Raw genomic sequence first — 16,867 nt, 5'->3', positions numbered from 1 at the left:
TGCCTGCCATGCCAATCAAGCAAATGTTCAAGCGCACCAGTGGCTGGCTTTACCTCAATACACCGCTCGGGCGCAGGCGCCTGATGGGTGCCGGGATGATCCTGATGCTGCACCGGGTGCTGGCCGATGATGACAGTGCCGCCCTGCCCCATCGCAATGAACTGTGCGTCGGGCCGCAGGCCTTCGCTCGCCTGTTGAACTGGCTGCAGCTGCATTTTGACTGCGTGCCGCTGATGGAACTGCTTGAGCCATCGCAAGCCAGCGCGCGCCCCAGGGTGGCGCTGACCTTCGACGATGGCTGGCGGGACAACGCCCTTAACGCCTTCCCTTTGCTGCAACAGCACAAGGTGCCGGCGAGCATCTTTCTGTCCACCGACTTTATCGGCAGTCGCCAACGCTTCTGGTGGGAAAGCCTGGGCGAAACGCTCTGGGGCACCTACGGCCCGCAGGCACGTTTGAAACTGATGGAGCAGGTCCGGCAAATCGGTCGGCCGTTGCCGTCGGGTTTTTTCATGGGCGCGAGCGAAGCCCGTCGCAGCCTGGCGCTGGCGAATTATCTGCAAAGCCTGAAAACCCTCGCACCGATCGCCTTGCGCGCGCTGATCGACAGTTGCCCGACCGAATCCCTGCCGCAAGCGATGGACTGGGAGCAGGTGCGCAGCCTGGAAGATTCCGGCCTGATCACCTTCGGCCCCCACGGCGCCAGCCACACCATTCTGACCGGCCTGGACGACCGCAAGCTGGACGAAGAGCTGAGCCGCAGCCATGCCGCCTTGCAAAACGGCTGCCGAAGCCCGCTGCCGGTGTACTGCTACCCCAACGGTGACCACGACCAACGGGTTCGCAAGCACCTGGCGGCACACCATTACCCTTATGCCTTGAGCACCCGCGCGGGCATTTGCCATGACAACGACAACCCGCTGGCGCTGCCTCGCATCGGCGTCAGCCAGCGCAATGCCAGCCGGCCGTCGCTGCTGGCCTGGCGCATCAGTCGCGGGGGCCGCACATGAGTCGCAGCCACTATTTGCGGCATTTGCTGCTGAGCATGGGTACGCGCCTGGCCATGATCTTTCTGCGCCTGCTGCGCAACGTGCTGCTGGCGCGCATTCTGGGGCCCAGCGAGCGCGGCCTGTTCGCCTTGCTCAGCACCCTCCCCGACCTGCTCAGCGCGGCCACCAGCGGTGGCTTGAACGCGGCGGTGGGCTATCAGGCGGCCAAGCACAAGCCCATGGCTGTCCTGATCAGCCAGGTGCTGGTGTATGGCTGCCTGCTGGCGGCCTTGCTGACCCTGCTGTGCGTGGCCTTGATGCGCGAATTCGGTACCGCGCTGGATGTGACGATACAACTGGGGCTCCTGGCCTGGTTACTGCTGTTGGCCGTGCCCCTGACCGTGCTCAAGAGCGGCCTGTTGACCCTGCACAACGCCACCGGCAACGTCGGCGCCTTCAACACCTTGCGCCTGATCGAATCACTGGCACCGCTGCTGCTGTTTCTCGCCCTGTTCTGGATGTGGCAGTCGGCCGCGCTGGAAGCGGCACTGATCAGCTGGCTGGCGGGCATCAGCCTGGTCGCGGTTGCCGGTTGGGTCTGGTTGGCGCGCAATCATGACCTGGGCCTGTGCTGGGACCGCGCCGGGCAAAAGGAGCTGCTGCGCTACAGTGCCCGCAGCCATCCGGACCTTTTGTTCCAGCAAGTGATTTTGCGCTCGGATTATCTGTTTATCGGTGCCCTGCTGGGCAGCACCGCACTGGGCCATTACGCCATGGCCAGCGCCGCGGCGGAATTGCTCTTGATCGTGCCCGAAGCGGTCACCACGCCGCTGATGAAACGCCTGCTGCAACAAGACAAGGACATGGCGCGGCTGACGCCCTTTGCCCTGCGCCTGACGGCCACGGTGATGCTCTGTGCCTGCCTGAGCATGGCACTGATCGGTGAATGGCTGATCGTGATTCTGTTCGGCAGCGCCTATCAACCGGCTTACCCGGCGCTGCTGGCATTACTGCCGGGGCTGTTCGGCCTGTGCTACGCCAGCATCCTGCGCCTGGACCTGCTCGGCAAGGACCGCCCCGGCGCGGTGTCACTGCTGATGGGCCTGGGGGCACTGCTGAACCTGGCATTGAACCTGGTGCTGATTCCGCGCTATGGCATCGTTGGCGCGGCGGCGGCGTCCTCTATCGCGTACCTCGCGGTCACAGTGGCGCTGTTGCGCCTGTATTGCCAACTCAGTGGCGTGCCGGTCTTGCAAACCCTGCTGATCCTGCCCAGTGACCTGGCGCCCTTGCGCCAGATGCTGCAACGGAGGCCCGCATGAGCCGCTGGGCCATGCTGGCGCTGGGCGCCTGTTGGCTGACCGCTGCCGCGGCGGCGCCCATGCGCTGGGCGGACATCCGCGATGGCAGCCTCTACCTGCAAGCGTCGCGCGCCGACAGCCTGAACATCAGCTGGGCACCGGCCTGGCAAGCCGAGGCCAACACTGAGCACCTCTACCTGCTCGACGGCCAGGGCCGGCTGCAGGCAGAACGCACCATCGCCCCAGCGCAAACCAGCGGCAGCCAGCACTGGCCCCTGGCCGCGAGCGCTGCCAGCTACCGGCTGGAGATTCCCGGCTATAGCTTTCGCCGCTACCGAGTGGAACACAACGACAGCACCGGCGCGCAGTTCGAGCCGGTGAAGGTGCATTTCAGCGTAGAAACTCGTGATGGCATCGAACTGTATTTTCGGGTCGGGCCAAACGAGCAGGCGATCCTGGCCGGCAAGTTCCATGGTGGCGTGCGCGCCTTGCAGGCCGAACGCCTGGGCGACAAGCGCAGCCTGGCGCTGGCACTCAAACCCTACCCCGCCTACTGGCAATTCGATCAGGTTTCCTTGCCGGTCAGCGCCACTGAGCAAACCTGGCGCCTGCGCTTGATCGGCGACGGCAAGGCCGCGTTCTGGCTCGACGGCACGGCCAACCTGTTTGCCCAGCAGCCGCAACAGCTCAAGCCGCTCAACCAGGAAAGCGGCCGGACCCAGCTGAACCTGGGCAGCAAGCCCCTTGGCCCGACCCCGGCGCTGGGCATCAACCTGCCCTATGTCGTGCCGCCCACTTCGAGCTATGCGATGCTCGACGCCCTGCGCCCGCAAGCCGCCGGCTACTACACCCTGGCCGATATCCTGGCCCGCGATCGCCACTACGAAGACGGCTTTCGAAACCTCTATCAGACCCGCTTCGGCATCACGCAGGACATCACCCTGATGGCCGCCACCGGTCGGCGCGCCGACCTCACCGCCGACGCCCAAAGCGAAGCTGGCCTGCAGGCCTGGCTGGCCGCCACGCAAGCCTTGGGTGGCAAAGGCTTGCACTACATCGCCTTTGCCGACGAACCGAACCTCAACTACGGCGATTACGGCGCCTACAAACGCTTTTTCGACGCCATGGCCGCCCGCGTGAAAGCGACCCCGGGCGCCCATGCGGCCGGGGTGCGGATCGCCATGCCGGCCAGCTCGCGGCTGATCAACGGGCCTTTCCACAGCAATGCCGGCGACCGGCGCGGGCTCGACTGGGCGCGGCGGCTGCTGAACGAGTCGGGCGAGCGGATCGATGCACTGGCCTGGCATGAATGGATGATCCGCGACCTGCTGGCCACCCGCACCTACCGCGACAGCGTGCGCCAGGCCGCCGAGCTGGTCGGGCTGGATGATCAGGGCCGGCCACGCAAGGCCTTGTTGCTGGACCAGACCAACCTCTCCAGCGGTTCAAACCTGAGCCTCTATGAACAGGACAGCCATTTCACTGCCCTGTGGTGGGCTTCGGTGGTGATCAATGCCGCAAGCGACGGCCTGCTGTCGATGCTCAACTGGTTCCACGCCGCTGATGAGCCCGAGTGGCCAAAGGGCATGATTCGGGTGCTCGATGAAAACCATTTCGAGCTCAAGCCCGTGGGCCTGGCCCAGCAATTTATCCAGCGTCACTGGCTGGGCACGGTATTGGCCCTGGACAACGACGCGTTTGAAGTGGACGCCCTGGCCATGGCCGGCCAACAACGCCGCAGCCTGCTCGGCGTCAACAAGGGGCCGCGCCTGCAGCAGATCAGTCTGCAAGCGCAGGATTCACTGTGCCCGCTCCAGGGCGCAGAGCTGGTTTTTTTCGGCGCCGATAATCAGAGCCGGCCAGCCCCGTTTGAGTGTCAACAAGGCCAGGTGCGCTTCCAGGTGCCAGGCCAGACCCTGTTTGCCCTGACCTGGCGTTCCAGTTGAGGCGCCGGTCGATTCACCTTGTGTAACATCGGAGGCATCATGAGTATGTTGCAGAAAATAAAAGACCGCATCCGGCAAAAAGGCCTGAAGGCCAGCCTGAAGACGTTCACCCAACGCTATGTGTTCTTCCACTGGGAACTGCTGTGGATGGAGCGCGACCTGGTCACCCCGGTCCCGCCACACAAGTTGCGCCCCTACCCGCCGCTGCGCCGTGAGCTGATTACCGTGCGCAATGCCGATGCTTTCGCCCGCCATTTTGGCGACCGGGTCGAGACCATGCGCGAGCTGGCGGCCCAGGGGCACACGGGCCTTATGTACCTGGATGACCAGGGCGATGTGGTGAGTTTCATCTGGGCCAGCCTGCGTGACTACGATGACCGTCACTATTACGGCTGTGTGTTCCCGGTCCGCGAGGGCGAGTTTTTCGAGTTCGGCGGTGAGATGACGCGCCCCTATTGGGGCACCAAGCTGTCGGTGGATGTCCAGCTGGATTTGTGGAAGACCATGGTCGACAAGGGCTGCAACAAGGTGGTGGATGTCTGTGAAACCCACAACATTCCCGCGCTCAAGCTGCACATGCGCATGGGCTACAAGGAGCAAGGCCGGATCATGCACGTGTATGGCCTGTTCGGCCGCTGGCGCTTGAGCCGCGAGACCCGTTACAGCGGCTCACGGCTCGATGCGCTGCGCAAGCCAGAGCGGCCCACCGTTACTGCTCCGGCGGCCTGACGATGACGGAGCTGCGTCTGGAGTGGCGCGATTCCCTGCAAGCGGCGGATTTCCCTGCCGCGGACTACGAGCGCTTGCGCGAGCGTTGCGTGCAGGCCACGCCGTTCAATGCCCTGCCCTGGCTGGTCGGCGCCGAGCGCGCGCTCGACGCCGATCAGCGTCTGCAAGTACTTCTGGGCTGGGAGGCCGGGCAACTTCGGCTGTGCTTGCCGTTGGTGGCAAGCCGGCAACGGGTTGGCCGGCTGAACGTCAAGGTCGTGCATCACCTGGGCTTTCCCTTGAGCGACCGTATTGCCTTGCTCGCCGAGCTCGACGAAGCCGCCGCGCAACAGGTGCTCAAGGCGATTCGCCGGCACGTGCCCCACGCCCTGTTGCAGTTCAACGAAGTGCCCGGAGGCGCCGCCGACGGGCTGTTGGCGCAGTGGGCCCGGCGCAGTTCGACCGTTGAGCGGCGGGTGGCTTGCCGGGTGCCGGTGCACAGGCTCTCTGAAGCGGACCATCAGGAGGTGTCGGGGGATGCGCGCTACAAACTGCGCCGCGCCTACAAACGGATTGCCGCCTGCGGAGCTCGGATCCGTCGGCTGACGCCGGGTGCCAGCGAGATGCTGCCGCTGTTGCAGGCGATCCAGGCCGTCGAGGCCCAAAGCTGGAAAGGCGACGAAGGTGTCGGGATTTTCTCCGGCCGCCAGCGTCAACAATGGATGCAGGACGCCCTGGTCGGCCTCGCCGCCGAGGGCCGGGTCAAGGTCGTGATGCTGGAACTCGACGGCCACTGCATCAGTTACCGGCTCGGGCTGTTCGAGCGTGGCCGGGTCTACGATTACAACCTCGCGTTCCTGCCTCGGTATGCAGATCTGGGCAGCGGCCGGGTACTGCTGCAGGAATGGATTCGCTGGGGGCTGGACGATGGCTGGGACTGGGTCGACGCCTCACGGGTCCGCCTGGAAAACTCCAGCCACCAGTTGCACGAACGCATGACCGGACAGATTGAACACTACCGCTCACGTTTTTATTCCTGGCGCCTCAGCGGCGTGTGCCTGGGCCTGGCGTTGCGCGCCTGGCAACAGCTCAAGCCGCGCCTGCAGCACTGGCGCGCCAAATCCGCGGCCAGGGCGCACGCGCCGGCCACCACCACTGCCACTGCACAAGAGGGTCAGGATGCCGTACCAAGTCATAGTCAACGCTGATGATTTCGGCCTCAGTGAACAGGAAAACGCCACGATTCTGCGGGCGTTCCAATGCGGGTTGATCAGTTCTGCCACGATCATGGCGAACATGCCCGCCTTCGCCGGCGCCTGCGAGTTGGCCAGGCAACCGGCGATCCGTGGCCGTGTCGGGCTGCACTTCAACCTGACCTACGGTCGGCCATTGAGCACCGCGATCCTGGCCGAACCCCGGTTCTGCAACCCTGACGGTGAATTTGACCTGAGCCTTCGCCGCCATGCCCTGCACCTGAGCCCGCGGGCACGCCAGGCCGTGCTGCTGGAGCTGGAGGCGCAGTGGCAGCGCTGCCTGGACCACGGTTTGCGACCCAGCCACCTGGATTCACACCAACACGTGCATAACATCTGGCCCATCGGTGAAGTGGTCGCCCGCTTCGCGGCACGCCAAGGCGTGGCGGTGCGGCTGGCGCGTAACCTGGGGCGCAACATCGGCCCGGCCAAGCGGCTGTTCAAAACCCTGCTCAACCGACGGCTGCGACGCTTGTCCGGTGGCGCCACCGCCGACATCGTCTGCACCCCGGCCGACCTGCGTGACAATCGCCTGCCCAGAGACGGCGTCGTGGAAGTGGTCGCCCACCCGAGCCGACTCGGCATCGACTTTGGCGATGCGTACCTTGCGCGCGGCGAATCGCTGGCGCGGTTGCTGGAGGTGCATCTGAAGGCAGTGCCCAGAGTCAGCTACGAGGTGCTCGGCAAACCACCGCGCGGTACGGCCAGCAGCGTTATGGATTAACCTGTAATACACAATTTCTGCAGACACATCGGTGTTAAGCGGGGGCTGTGGGAGCAAGGCTTGCCCGCGATGCAGGCGACACGGTCTGTCTGCAAGACCAGGGAGCGACTATCGCGAGCAAGCTCGGCTCCTACAGCCCCTCTCAGCATTTGTGTTGAAAGCTGTGGGGGTTGCTTCCAACCATAGAGTCTCTCACAGCAGCCCGGCTCTCCCCCACCTGTCATTTCTGACAGCAGACAACTTCAGTGCCCTTGCCTAAGGTGACGCAACCTGTGGCACTGGAGTGTTCGCATGACAACCCCCGCTCAGCTGATCGACGCCTGTTGCGATGAGATCGTCGATGACCGTCGCACGCTGCATGATCTTCCCGCCGACCTGAACCTCAACCAGGCCGCGCAGGACAGTCGCCAGTGCACGCAACGGGACGAGATGATCTATGCGCCGCTGGCGACCACCGCAGGCGAACTGTCGTTGCTGTCGGCGATGGCCTCAGGAGACTTGGCGAGCGCTCATCAGCGCCTGGGGCGGTTCCATGCGTGAGCAAAAGTCCGTCATCGCCAGTGCACCCGGCAAGCTGATCCTGATGGGGGAACATGCGGTGGTTTATGGGCGCCCGGCTCTGGTGACCAGCATCGGCCTGCAGTGCCGTGTGCGGGTGCGCCGGGAGCAGGATTCGGGTGTGCGGCTGATACTCCCCGAGGTGGGTGTTTACGCTGAGAACAGTTGGGCCGAGATTGAGCGGTACACCCAATCAGCCGAGGCACGCTGGGGGGAATATCAGCAGCAACCCTCTGCGGCCAATTACGCCCGCCTGCGCGGCAGCGACCCGGCCCATGTGGTCAAGATCGCGCTGGGCCAGTCGCTGCGCTGGGGAGATATCAAGCCGAAATTCGGTATCTGTGTGCAGGTGGGCTCTGCGATCCCGCCGGGAGCTGGCCTGGGCAGTTCGGCAGCGGTGGCCAGTGCCACGGCGGCGGCTTTTTTGACGCTGTGCAACCAGCAGCCTTCCGTCCCCTCGTTGCGTAGCATCGTGCTGGACGTCGAGCGCCGCCAGCATGGCCAGGCCTCGGGTATCGATCATAGTTGCGTGCTGTCTGGCGGTTTGTTCAAGGCTGCCAGCGTCGGTGGCTGTATTTCGTTGTTGGAAATGGCCCCGACGCCTTGCCTGCAGCGAATGAGCGTTTACCACACCGGCACACCCAACGAGTCGACGGGTGCCGTGGTGGCAGACATTGCGGCGCGTTTTGAAGCGGACCCTGCCTTCAAAACCAGTCTGCTGGAGCAGATGGAATCCAACACGCTGCGTTTTTATCGGCTGCTGAGTGATCCAACCCACTGCCCCCAGGCGATGCTTGAGGTCATCACTGAAGCCCAGCGTCACCTGGAACAGTTGGGCATCGTGCCTGACGCCGTACGTCAGGTGGTGCGGGAGATCGAGTCGGCCGGCGGCGCCGCGAAAATCTCCGGGGCCGGGGCGTTAAGCGGCACCGGTGCGGGGGCTCTGCTGGTGTATTGGCCAGAAATACCGCTTCGCCTCCCCAGGGGGCTACGCCGCTTGAGGCGGTTGCACACGAAGTTGACCGCCCCCGGCGTCCGCATCCGCCCCGAGGGTTGCCTGTGAGCCTGCACTCCTTTACCGGCGGCGTGCGCTGCACTGGGGCTTGACCCGGATCATGCACAACTGTCGTGCTGGACACGCCTGGCCGGCTCCGGTTCCGCAGCTCGGTCATTGCTCGGAGGCTTTGTCCAATGCCCACTCCCGCGCTCGCCGGCTCGCCCCGGCAAGCCATTGGCCGCTCAACGCCCAGGCACCTGCTTTAAACCCCGCTCACTTTTGACTCAGGCCAGGCGACTCTCGATCTGTACAGTGCCGCTCAACAGCTTGTGCACCGGGCAAGCGTTTGCAATGTCCAGCAAACGCTGACGCTGCTCGCCGGTGAGCTCGCCCGTCAGGGTAATGCTACGGGCGATTTCGGTGTGAACCGGTTTGCCTTCCTCCTTGAGGATGGCCAGTTCCACATGAATATGCTCAAGCGGCCATTCTTTACGCCGCGCGTACATCGACATGGTGATTGCGGTGCAACCACCCAGTGCCGACAGCAGCAGTTGGTGCGGGCTTGGGCCGCTGTCCTGGCCGCCCTGCTCTTGATTGACGTCAGCCAACCATTCATGGACGCCGTCGGTCAGTGTCACCCGGTATGGGACCTGTGCCAGTGTTGCCTGAACATTTGATTCACTCATCGATGCGCGTTCCCTGTGGGTGATGTGCAGCCGACCATAGCGCAGACAGCCCGTTGCGAACAGCCAGCGCGCCATCGCACAATGGCGACCGGCTGCATAACGGAGACTGCCATGATCGATCTGTACTACTGGACCACCCCCAACGGGCACAAGATCACGATGTTCCTCGAGGAAGCGAGGCTGCCCTACCGGATCAAGCCGGTGAACATTGGCAAGGGTGAGCAATTTGCGCCTGAGTTCTTGAAGATTGCGCCGAACAACCGTATCCCGGCCATTCTCGACCATGCGCCGATCGACGATGGCAAGGCGGTGCCGGTGTTCGAGTCGGGGGCGATTCTGTTGTACCTGGCCGACAAGACCGGCCGCTTCATCCCCAGCGACCTGCGCGGGCGCAATGAAGCCTTGCAGTGGCTGTTCTGGCAGATGGGCGGGCTGGGGCCGATGGCCGGGCAGAACCATCATTTCGTCCAATATGCGCCTGAACCGATTCCCTATGCCATGGACCGCTATGTCAAGGAAACTTCCCGGCTGTACGGTGTGCTGAACAAGCACCTGGCCGACGGGCGCGAATACATTGCCGGCGAGTATTCGATTGCCGACATGGCCTGCTACCCGTGGATCGTGCCGTACGAGCGTCAGCAGCAGAACCTGGACGATTTCCCGCACCTCAAACGCTGGTTTGAACGGGTCAGGGCCCGGCCGGGGACCGAGCGCGCTTATGCGGTGGCCGAACGCATCAACTCGGCGCCGGTGGTGGACGACGAGTCGCGCAAGTGGTTGTTTGGGCAGGATGCTTCAACCATTCGCTGAAGATAACCACGGACCCTTGTAGGAGCAGAGCTTGCTCGCGATAACACCAACGCGGTCTCAAGAGCTGTGTCGTTGGAGTTGGCGTCATCGCGAGCAAGCTCTGCTCCTACCTCTGATTTTGTGGCGATTTTTAAGCCAACAACGCCTTGATCTGTGCGTGCAAGGTATCCAGGTCAAACGGCTTGGTCAGGATCGGCGCCTTGCGCGCGATCGGGCTGCCGGACTCAAGGATTTCCTGTGGGTAGCCGCTGATGAAAATCACTTTAAGGTCCGGGCGCATCTTCACCGCAGGTTCCGCGATCTGGACGCCAGAAATCCCGCCGGGCAACCGGTAGTCGGTGACCATCAAGTCCAGCAGCGGCTTGCTCGCCAGAATCTCGAATGCCTGTTCGCCATCTTCGGCCTCCAGCACCCGATAACCCAAGCCGGACAAATACTCGACCAACACCATTCTGATCACCGGTTCGTCTTCGACGATCAGAACCACATCTTGTGCATCTTCGCTCATGGAAAACCTACAGTCTGTCTCAACTGCCTGATATGACACTGCCGGATCGCAGAGGTTGCCTGGAAAATGCGTCTAGCTTACGCAAGCTTCCGACAGCGGCAGGTTAACCCTGAACAGCGCCCCCTCTCCCTCGGCACTTTCCACCTCGACCGAGCCGTTGTGGGCCGCCACGATTTGCTCGCAAATAAATAATCCCAAACCCAACCCGGCACTGACATGGTTTGAAGACACGCGTTCGAACTGTTGGAAAATCCGCTTCTGGTTCACTTCGCTGATACCGATGCCGTGGTCGCGCACTTCAACGCAGGCGCGACCGTCGACACGATACACCCGCACCTGTATCGGTGCCTTGCTGCCGTAGCGCAGGGCATTGGTCAGCAGATTGGCGATCACTTGTTCGATCCGGAACTCATCCCAGACACCCACCACCGGCCCCGATGAGCTGAAATCCAGGCTCGACCCTGCATCTGCGACCTGCGGTGCAAAGTTCTCCAACAAGCGCCCGACCAAGGCCACCAGGTCAAATTCGCCGGGCCGGATCGACAGCTTGCCGGTGCGGATGCGCGACACATCGAGCATGTCCTCGATCAAGCGGATCAGGCTTTTGATTTGCCGCTCGTCGCGGTCGACCATCGCCCGCATTTTGTCCAGGGTGAAGGCATCGGCGTTGTCCCGGGCCAGGTGCAACTTGCGCAGCTGGGTTTCCAGGATCAGCCCGTTCAGAGGCGTTCGCACTTCATGGGAGACGATCGACATAAAGTCGTCGCGCATGCGCACCGCGTGCTCCAGTTCGTTCTGGGTCACCTTCAACTGCTTGAGCAAGGCCTCTTGTTCCTGCCGGCTTTTCTCGATGGCCTCCAGTTGCTCCTTGAGCGCCTTGCGCTGTTGGTACAGGTCAACGAAGACATTGACCTTGCTCTTGACCGCATGGGTGTCCAGCGGCTTTTGCAGAAAATCCACCGCGCCGCTTTCATAGCCGGTGAAGGCATAGTTCAATTCACGCCCGGCGGCGCTCACAAACACAATGGGGATGTTTTTGGTTTTCTCGGTGCCGCGCATCAGTTCGGCGGGCCGAGGCGCCGATCACCACCGCTTCAGACCTGTTCATGATTTACGGTAGATCCTTTCCTGGCGAATCAGCGCTTCGAACCGGCGGCTGTAGGCAGAAAAATCCAGGGTTTCCTTGCTGCCCAGCATCAAGAAGCCACGGTGGCACAACGACTCATGGAACAGCCCGAATGCCCGGTCCTGGAGCTTCTTGTTGAAATAAATCAGCACATTGCGGCAGGAAATCAGCTGGGTCTCGGAGAATACGCTGTCAGTCGCCAGGCTGTGGTCGGCGAAGGTGACGTTATCGCGCAGGCTCGAATCGAAAATCGCATTGCCGTAGGCGGCGGTGTAGTAGTCACTGAGCGACCCGGCGCCGCCTGCACGCTGGTAGTTTTCGGTGTGGGTGCGCAGGCTTTCCAGCGAGTAGATCCCCTGTTTGGCTTTTTCCAGCGAGCGTGGGTTGATATCGGTCGCGTAGACAATGGTGCGCTCCAGCAATCCTTCCTCGCGCAGCAGGATGGCCATCGAGTAGACCTCCTCCCCCGTGCTGCATCCGGCCACCCAGACCTTGATCGACGGATAAGTCTTGAGCAGCGGCACCACTTCGCGGCGAATCGCCAGAAAGTGTTCAGGGTCGCGGAACATCTCGCTGACCGGAATCGTCAGGTACTGCAGCAATTGCATGAACAGGGTCGGGTCACGCAGCACTCGCTCCTGCAAGGCCGAAATGGTGTTGCACTCCAGCTGGCGCAGGGCATGCTGAATTCGGCGCTTGATGGAAGCGCCGGAGTAATCCCGAAAATCGTAGCTGTACTTGAGGTAAATCGCCTCGATCAACAAGCGGATTTCGATGTCGGTGTTGGGTGGTGTGGTCATCCCCGCTGACACTAGATTCGCTCCAGTTGCGGAAGCCAGACGCGAATCAGCGAGAACAGCCGATCCAGTTCGATAGGCTTGGCCAGGTAGTCGTTGGCGCCCGATTGCAGGCAGCGCTCCTGATCATCGCGCATGGCCTTAGCCGTCACGGCGATGATCGGCAGTTTGCGCCAGCGCGAGTCCTTACGGATTTCCCGGGTCGCTTCAAAGCCGTCCATTTCCGGCATCATCACATCCATCAATACCAGGTCGATATCCTCTACGCTGTTGAGCTTTTCAATCGCCTCGCGGCCGTTACGGCCGATCTCGACCACCGCACCCTTGTGTTCCAGGGCACTGGTGAGGGCGAAAATATTCCGTACATCGTCGTCCACCAGCAAAATCCTGCGCCCCTCGAAGACCTTGTCGCGGCTGCGCGCGGTCTTGAGCATGCGCTGCCTTTCATGGGACAACTGCGATTCGATTTTGTGCAGGAACAACGTCACTTCATCGAGCAGGCGTTCGGGCGAGCGGGCACCCTTGATGATGATCGAGCGTGAATACTTGAGCAGCTCGGCTTCTTCATCGCGGGTCAGGTTGCGGCCGGTGTAGACGATGACCGGCGGGAACGAGCAGATGTCTTCGCTGGACATCGCCTTGAGCAAGTCATTGCCGAGCATGTCTGGCAGTTTCAAGTCGATGATCATGCAGTCGTAGACGTTCTCGCGCAGCAGCGCCAGCGCCTCATGGGCCAGGCCCACGGCGGTGATTTCGATGTCTTCATCACCGATCAGGCGGGCGATGCTGTCACGCTGCAGATCATCATCTTCGACCAGCAGAATACGTTTGAGCTTCTGGGTCAGCTTGGCTTGCAGGCGGGCAAACACATCCTTGAGCTGCTCACGCGTGGTCGGCTTGACCGCGTAGCCAACGGCGCCCATGTGCATGGCCGCTTCCACCCGGTCTTCCACCGAAATCACATGCACCGGAATGTGCCGGGTGCCGGCCAGTCCCTTCAGCCGCTGCAATACCGTCAGGCCTGAATGATCCGGCAGGCGCATGTCGAGCAGAATGGCATCGGGGACAAAGCGGGTGGCCAGGTCGAAGCCTTCGTCCGCCGCTTGCGCGACCAGGCAGTGGTAGCCCAATTCATGCGCCAGATCGAAAAGGATGCGGGCAAAGTTTGGCTCGTCTTCGATCACCAGGATGCAGCGCTGCTGGAACGGTGCCAGACCGCGGTCATCGGCAAAGCTGACTGGCTTGATGGGTGTCGCCAGGGGCGACACCGCCACCCTTGGCCCAGTCACCACCGGCGCAGGTGCCGGGATGGGTTGCTTGTGCAAGGCAGTGGCTTCATAGCGTTCAGGCAGAATCAGGGTGAAGGTGCTGCCCTGCCCCAGCACGCTGCTGACGGTAATCGAGCCGCCGATCAAACCGGCCAGGTCGCGCGAGATCGACAGCCCAAGCCCCGTGCCGCCATAGCGACGATTGGTGGTGCCATCGGCCTGATGGAAGGCTTCGAAAATGCGCTGCTGCTGGTTGTCGGCAATGCCGATGCCGCTGTCTTGCACGCGCAAGGCGACGCCCTCGCCAGGCTGGCGAGCGACGGTCAGGCTGACGCTGCCGCGCTCGGTGAACTTCAAGGCGTTGGACAGCAGGTTCTTGATGATCTGCTCGACTCGCTGGCGGTCCGTGAACAGCTGCACCGGTGCGTCCGGCTCGACCACCACGCTGAAGGTCAGGCGCTTGTCCGCCGCCAGGGGCTCGAACATCACCCGCATGCCTTCGGCCAGGCGGCCGACATGGGTGTTTTCCGGGCGCACATCGAGCTTGCCGGCCTCGACCTTGGCGATGTCGAGAATATCGTTGATCAGGTTGAGCAAGTCGTTGCCGGCCGAGTAAATCGACTCGGCGAACGTCACTTGTTCGGCGCTGAGATTGTCTTGTGGGTTTTCCGCCAGCAGCTTGGCCAGGATCAGCGAGCTGTTGAGCGGTGTGCGCAGCTCGTGGGACATGTTGGCGAGAAATTCAGACTTGTACTTGCTGGAGCGTTGCAACTCTTCGGCCCGCTCCTGGAGCTGAATCTGGACACAGTTGAGCTCGGCATTCTTTTGGTCCAGTGCATCACGCTGCGCGGCCAGCTGCTCGTTGGTTTGCTCAAGCTCGGCCTGCTGGGTTTCCAGGTGCGCCTGGGATTCCTTGAGCACACGGGATTGCTCTTCGAGCTCTTCGTTGGCGGTTTTCAGCTCTTCTTGCTGGACCTGCAGCTCCTCATTGAGCTGCTGGGTTTCGGCCAGCACTTCCTGCAAGCGCTGACGGTAGCGGGCAGCCTCGATCGAGGTGCCGATATTGCCGGCGATCAGCTGCAGGAATTCCACATCCCGGTCCGTGACGGCGCGCAGGAAGCCTAACTCGACCACCCCATTGATCTGCCCGTCATTGCTGGTCGGCACCACCAGGATGGTGCGTGGCGAACCGTCGCCGAGCCCGGAATTGACTTTGAAGTAGTCCAGTGGCACGTCGTCCAGGCGCATGACCTGCCCTTGCTGCACCGCCTGGCCGACCGTGCCCTCGCCCTGTTGCAAGTACTGTTCCCGGGTTTCATGTTCGCTGGAGAAGCCATAGCTGGCGACACGGCGCAGACCGCCGTGCTCGTCGCGCACATACACCGCCGCCACCACGGTGCCCAGGTATTTGGCCAGGTACTGAAGGATATTGCGTCCCAACATCTGCACGGTCAGTTGCCCCAGCACCTGCTCGGCCAGCCCGGTCTGGCCGGTGCGAAGCCAGGCCTGGTACTTGAGGCGTTCGCTGGCGTCGATCTGGGCCTTGAGGTTGGCCGAATGGCTGCCTGACAATCCCAGCAGGTCGCGGCGACCGCACCAGGCGAGCAAACCGCTGATCAGCACCATGAAACCGATATATAAAATGATCGACAGAACAGTCGTTCGCGTCACGTCGGCGTTACGGCTGACGCGCAATTGCTGCTCGATGGCCACGAAGTCGCTGAATTCTCTGCGCACCTCGTCGGTCAGGCGTTTGCCGCGACCCGCTTTTATGGCCGACGGGTAATCGCCATTGCTGCGGCGCATCTCGATCATTTCGCGGGCAAAGGCGTTCCACTCGGTCATCAACGCCTCTAGACGGGTCAGGCGGTCGACTTGCTGCGGGTTGTCGTCCACCAGCGTCTTCAAGGTGCTGAGTTCGGCGGTGATACGCGGTTTGGCCACCTCATAGGGGTCGAGAAAATGCTCGTCGCCGGTGATCAGGTAGCCGCGCATGCCGGTCTCCATATCAATCGACAGCTTGACCGCTTCGTTGGCATTGCCGATCACCCGATCGGTGTGCTCGACCCACTGAATCACGGTCAGCAGATAGCTGATGATGGCCACGAACACCACCGCACTGAGCAAGCCGACGCCCAGCGGCAACGCCACGTTGCGGCTCAGCAGCTTGCGAAAGCTTTGCTCATCGATCGAGGCGGGTTGGCTCATGTGCAGATTCCATTTGCGGTGGACAAAGGGCGAAGTGTGCCGCTGCTTCGAGTATTAGTTACATTTCTTCTGGCCTATCAACCAGATTTTTCGTACACAACTTTTTCTTTCTTCACTAGGCTTTCTAGTCGGCACGGTTGCATTTGGCCAGTGTTGGAGCGCTGGGTCGCAAGATAAATTCCCTTCATCTGTAAGCAACGTTATCCTGCGCACGCCCAATGACACGGTACTTCGTTGTGTTGCCGCGTACTGATCAGGATGACGGTCCCGAGCCTCTTTCCTACAAATATTGACCTGGGATAATCACGATGTCCGACACTGCCGCCAGCACCATCCTCGTCGTCGAAGACGACCGCATCGTCCGCATGCTGATTGTCGATGTGCTGGAGGAGCTTGATTACCAGGTGCTGGAGGCCGACGGCAGTGATGCCGCACTGGGCTTTTTGAAAGACGAAGGCAACATTATCGACTTGATGATGACCGACGTCGGCCTGCCGGACATGGACGGCTGCGAACTCGCCGCCGCCGCACGCCAGGTGCGACCCGACCTGCCGATCCTGTTCGCCAGTGGCTACACCGAAAGCATCGACGTGCCGGCCGACATGCACGTGATCGGCAAACCCTTCTCCATCGACCAGCTGCGCGACAAGGTCAGGGCCGTGCTGGGGCACTAACCCTTGTGGGCCCTGGCCGCGATGGACGTGTTGTAGGAGCGGACCTGGCCGCGATGGGCCGCGCAGCGGCCCCTTGGACCTGTGACATCTGCGAATCATCTTGCGAGTGCCGGCGGTTTCAGAATCGCCGGGGCCGCTTCGCAGCCCATCGCGGCCGGGTCCGCTCCTACAGGTCCTTAACTGACTGGCATTGCGGCAAGCCGTGCTCCTACAGGGGTATGCCCGAACATAATGAGGTGCACACCGTGCATCCGCTGCGCTGAAACTTCCTGTATCGCCCCGAGTCGGAATTTAGACACCTCCGACGGTCATCC

The 16,867-nt window shown here is 62.2% G+C and carries 14 protein-coding genes and 1 pseudogene; 10 read left to right on the top strand and 5 right to left on the bottom strand.

The window, feature by feature from the left end; translation table 11 throughout:
* The first annotated feature begins 8 nt into the window (after positions 1 to 8).
* From GUY40_RS15500 to GUY40_RS15465, 8 genes are all read left to right on the top strand, one after another.
* Positions 9 to 1,010 (top strand): polysaccharide deacetylase family protein, encoded by a 1,002-nt coding sequence (locus GUY40_RS15500; RefSeq protein WP_166569793.1) that lies wholly within the window; start codon positions 9 to 11, stop codon positions 1,008 to 1,010.
* The gene (locus GUY40_RS15495; RefSeq protein ID WP_166569792.1) at positions 1,007 to 2,311 is read left to right on the top strand and encodes an oligosaccharide flippase family protein; all 1,305 of its coding nucleotides are present in this window, start codon (positions 1,007 to 1,009) and stop codon (positions 2,309 to 2,311) included. Before GUY40_RS15500 ends, GUY40_RS15495 begins: the two co-directional genes overlap by 4 nt.
* Positions 2,308 to 4,236 (top strand): hypothetical protein, encoded by a 1,929-nt coding sequence (locus GUY40_RS15490; protein ID WP_178117837.1) that lies wholly within the window; start codon positions 2,308 to 2,310, stop codon positions 4,234 to 4,236. Before GUY40_RS15495 ends, GUY40_RS15490 begins: the two co-directional genes overlap by 4 nt.
* A 39-nt stretch (positions 4,237 to 4,275) precedes the next feature.
* Positions 4,276 to 4,965 (top strand): N-acetyltransferase, encoded by a 690-nt coding sequence (locus GUY40_RS15485; protein ID WP_166569791.1) that lies wholly within the window; start codon positions 4,276 to 4,278, stop codon positions 4,963 to 4,965.
* 2 nt (positions 4,966 to 4,967) lie between these two features.
* Positions 4,968 to 6,152, top strand: coding sequence for a GNAT family N-acetyltransferase (locus GUY40_RS15480; protein WP_166569790.1), 1,185 nt, complete (start codon positions 4,968 to 4,970; stop codon positions 6,150 to 6,152).
* Entirely contained in the window at positions 6,124 to 6,921 is a 798-nt protein-coding gene (locus GUY40_RS15475) for a carbohydrate deacetylase (protein ID WP_166569789.1), read from the top strand. The genes GUY40_RS15480 and GUY40_RS15475 overlap by 29 nt, the downstream gene beginning before the upstream one ends.
* 291 nt (positions 6,922 to 7,212) lie before the next feature.
* Positions 7,213 to 7,461: a hypothetical protein gene (locus GUY40_RS15470; RefSeq protein ID WP_166569788.1), complete on the top strand. Its 249-nt coding sequence runs from the start codon at positions 7,213 to 7,215 to the stop codon at positions 7,459 to 7,461.
* Positions 7,454 to 8,542, top strand: a complete 1,089-nt coding sequence (locus tag GUY40_RS15465) for a mevalonate kinase (protein ID WP_166569787.1) — start codon at positions 7,454 to 7,456, stop codon at positions 8,540 to 8,542. The genes GUY40_RS15470 and GUY40_RS15465 overlap by 8 nt, the downstream gene beginning before the upstream one ends.
* A 218-nt stretch (positions 8,543 to 8,760) precedes the next feature.
* Here the strand turns inward: GUY40_RS15465 and GUY40_RS15460 are convergent, their stop codons facing one another.
* Positions 8,761 to 9,162, bottom strand: a complete 402-nt coding sequence (locus tag GUY40_RS15460) for an OsmC family protein (protein WP_166569786.1) — start codon at positions 9,160 to 9,162, stop codon at positions 8,761 to 8,763.
* A 111-nt stretch (positions 9,163 to 9,273) separates the two neighbouring features.
* Here GUY40_RS15460 and GUY40_RS15455 point away from each other — a divergent pair, with 111 nt between their 5' ends.
* Positions 9,274 to 9,972, top strand: a complete 699-nt coding sequence (locus tag GUY40_RS15455; protein WP_166569785.1) for a glutathione binding-like protein — start codon at positions 9,274 to 9,276, stop codon at positions 9,970 to 9,972.
* A 130-nt stretch (positions 9,973 to 10,102) separates the two neighbouring features.
* Here GUY40_RS15455 and GUY40_RS15450 read toward each other — a convergent pair whose 3' ends face one another.
* The 4 genes and pseudogenes from GUY40_RS15450 to GUY40_RS15435 form a co-directional block, all read right to left on the bottom strand.
* Positions 10,103 to 10,480, bottom strand: coding sequence for a response regulator (locus GUY40_RS15450; RefSeq protein ID WP_166569784.1), 378 nt, complete (start codon positions 10,478 to 10,480; stop codon positions 10,103 to 10,105).
* Positions 10,481 to 10,552: 72 nt separating this feature from the next.
* Positions 10,553 to 11,548 (bottom strand): annotated as a pseudogene (locus GUY40_RS15445) (ATP-binding protein); the annotation flags it as partial.
* A gap of 36 nt (positions 11,549 to 11,584) precedes the next feature.
* Complete coding sequence (locus GUY40_RS15440; protein WP_166569783.1) at positions 11,585 to 12,406, bottom strand: protein-glutamate O-methyltransferase CheR; 822 nt, start codon at positions 12,404 to 12,406, stop codon at positions 11,585 to 11,587.
* Positions 12,407 to 12,417: 11 nt separating this feature from the next.
* Complete coding sequence (locus tag GUY40_RS15435) at positions 12,418 to 15,879, bottom strand: response regulator (RefSeq protein WP_166569782.1); 3,462 nt, start codon at positions 15,877 to 15,879, stop codon at positions 12,418 to 12,420.
* Positions 15,880 to 16,187: 308 nt separating this feature from the next.
* On the opposite strand from GUY40_RS15435, the gene GUY40_RS15430 reads away from it, so the two are divergent.
* The gene (locus GUY40_RS15430) at positions 16,188 to 16,553 is read left to right on the top strand and encodes a response regulator (RefSeq protein WP_166569781.1); all 366 of its coding nucleotides are present in this window, start codon (positions 16,188 to 16,190) and stop codon (positions 16,551 to 16,553) included.
* The last annotated feature ends 314 nt before the right edge of the window (positions 16,554 to 16,867 follow it).

Origin of the sequence: Pseudomonas sp. R5(2019) (assembly GCF_009905435.1) — a bacterium.
Taxonomy (GTDB): Bacteria; Pseudomonadota; Gammaproteobacteria; order Pseudomonadales; family Pseudomonadaceae; genus Aquipseudomonas.
Note: the sequence above shows the minus strand (reverse complement) of the source record. Positions and strands in the feature narration are given on the sequence as shown.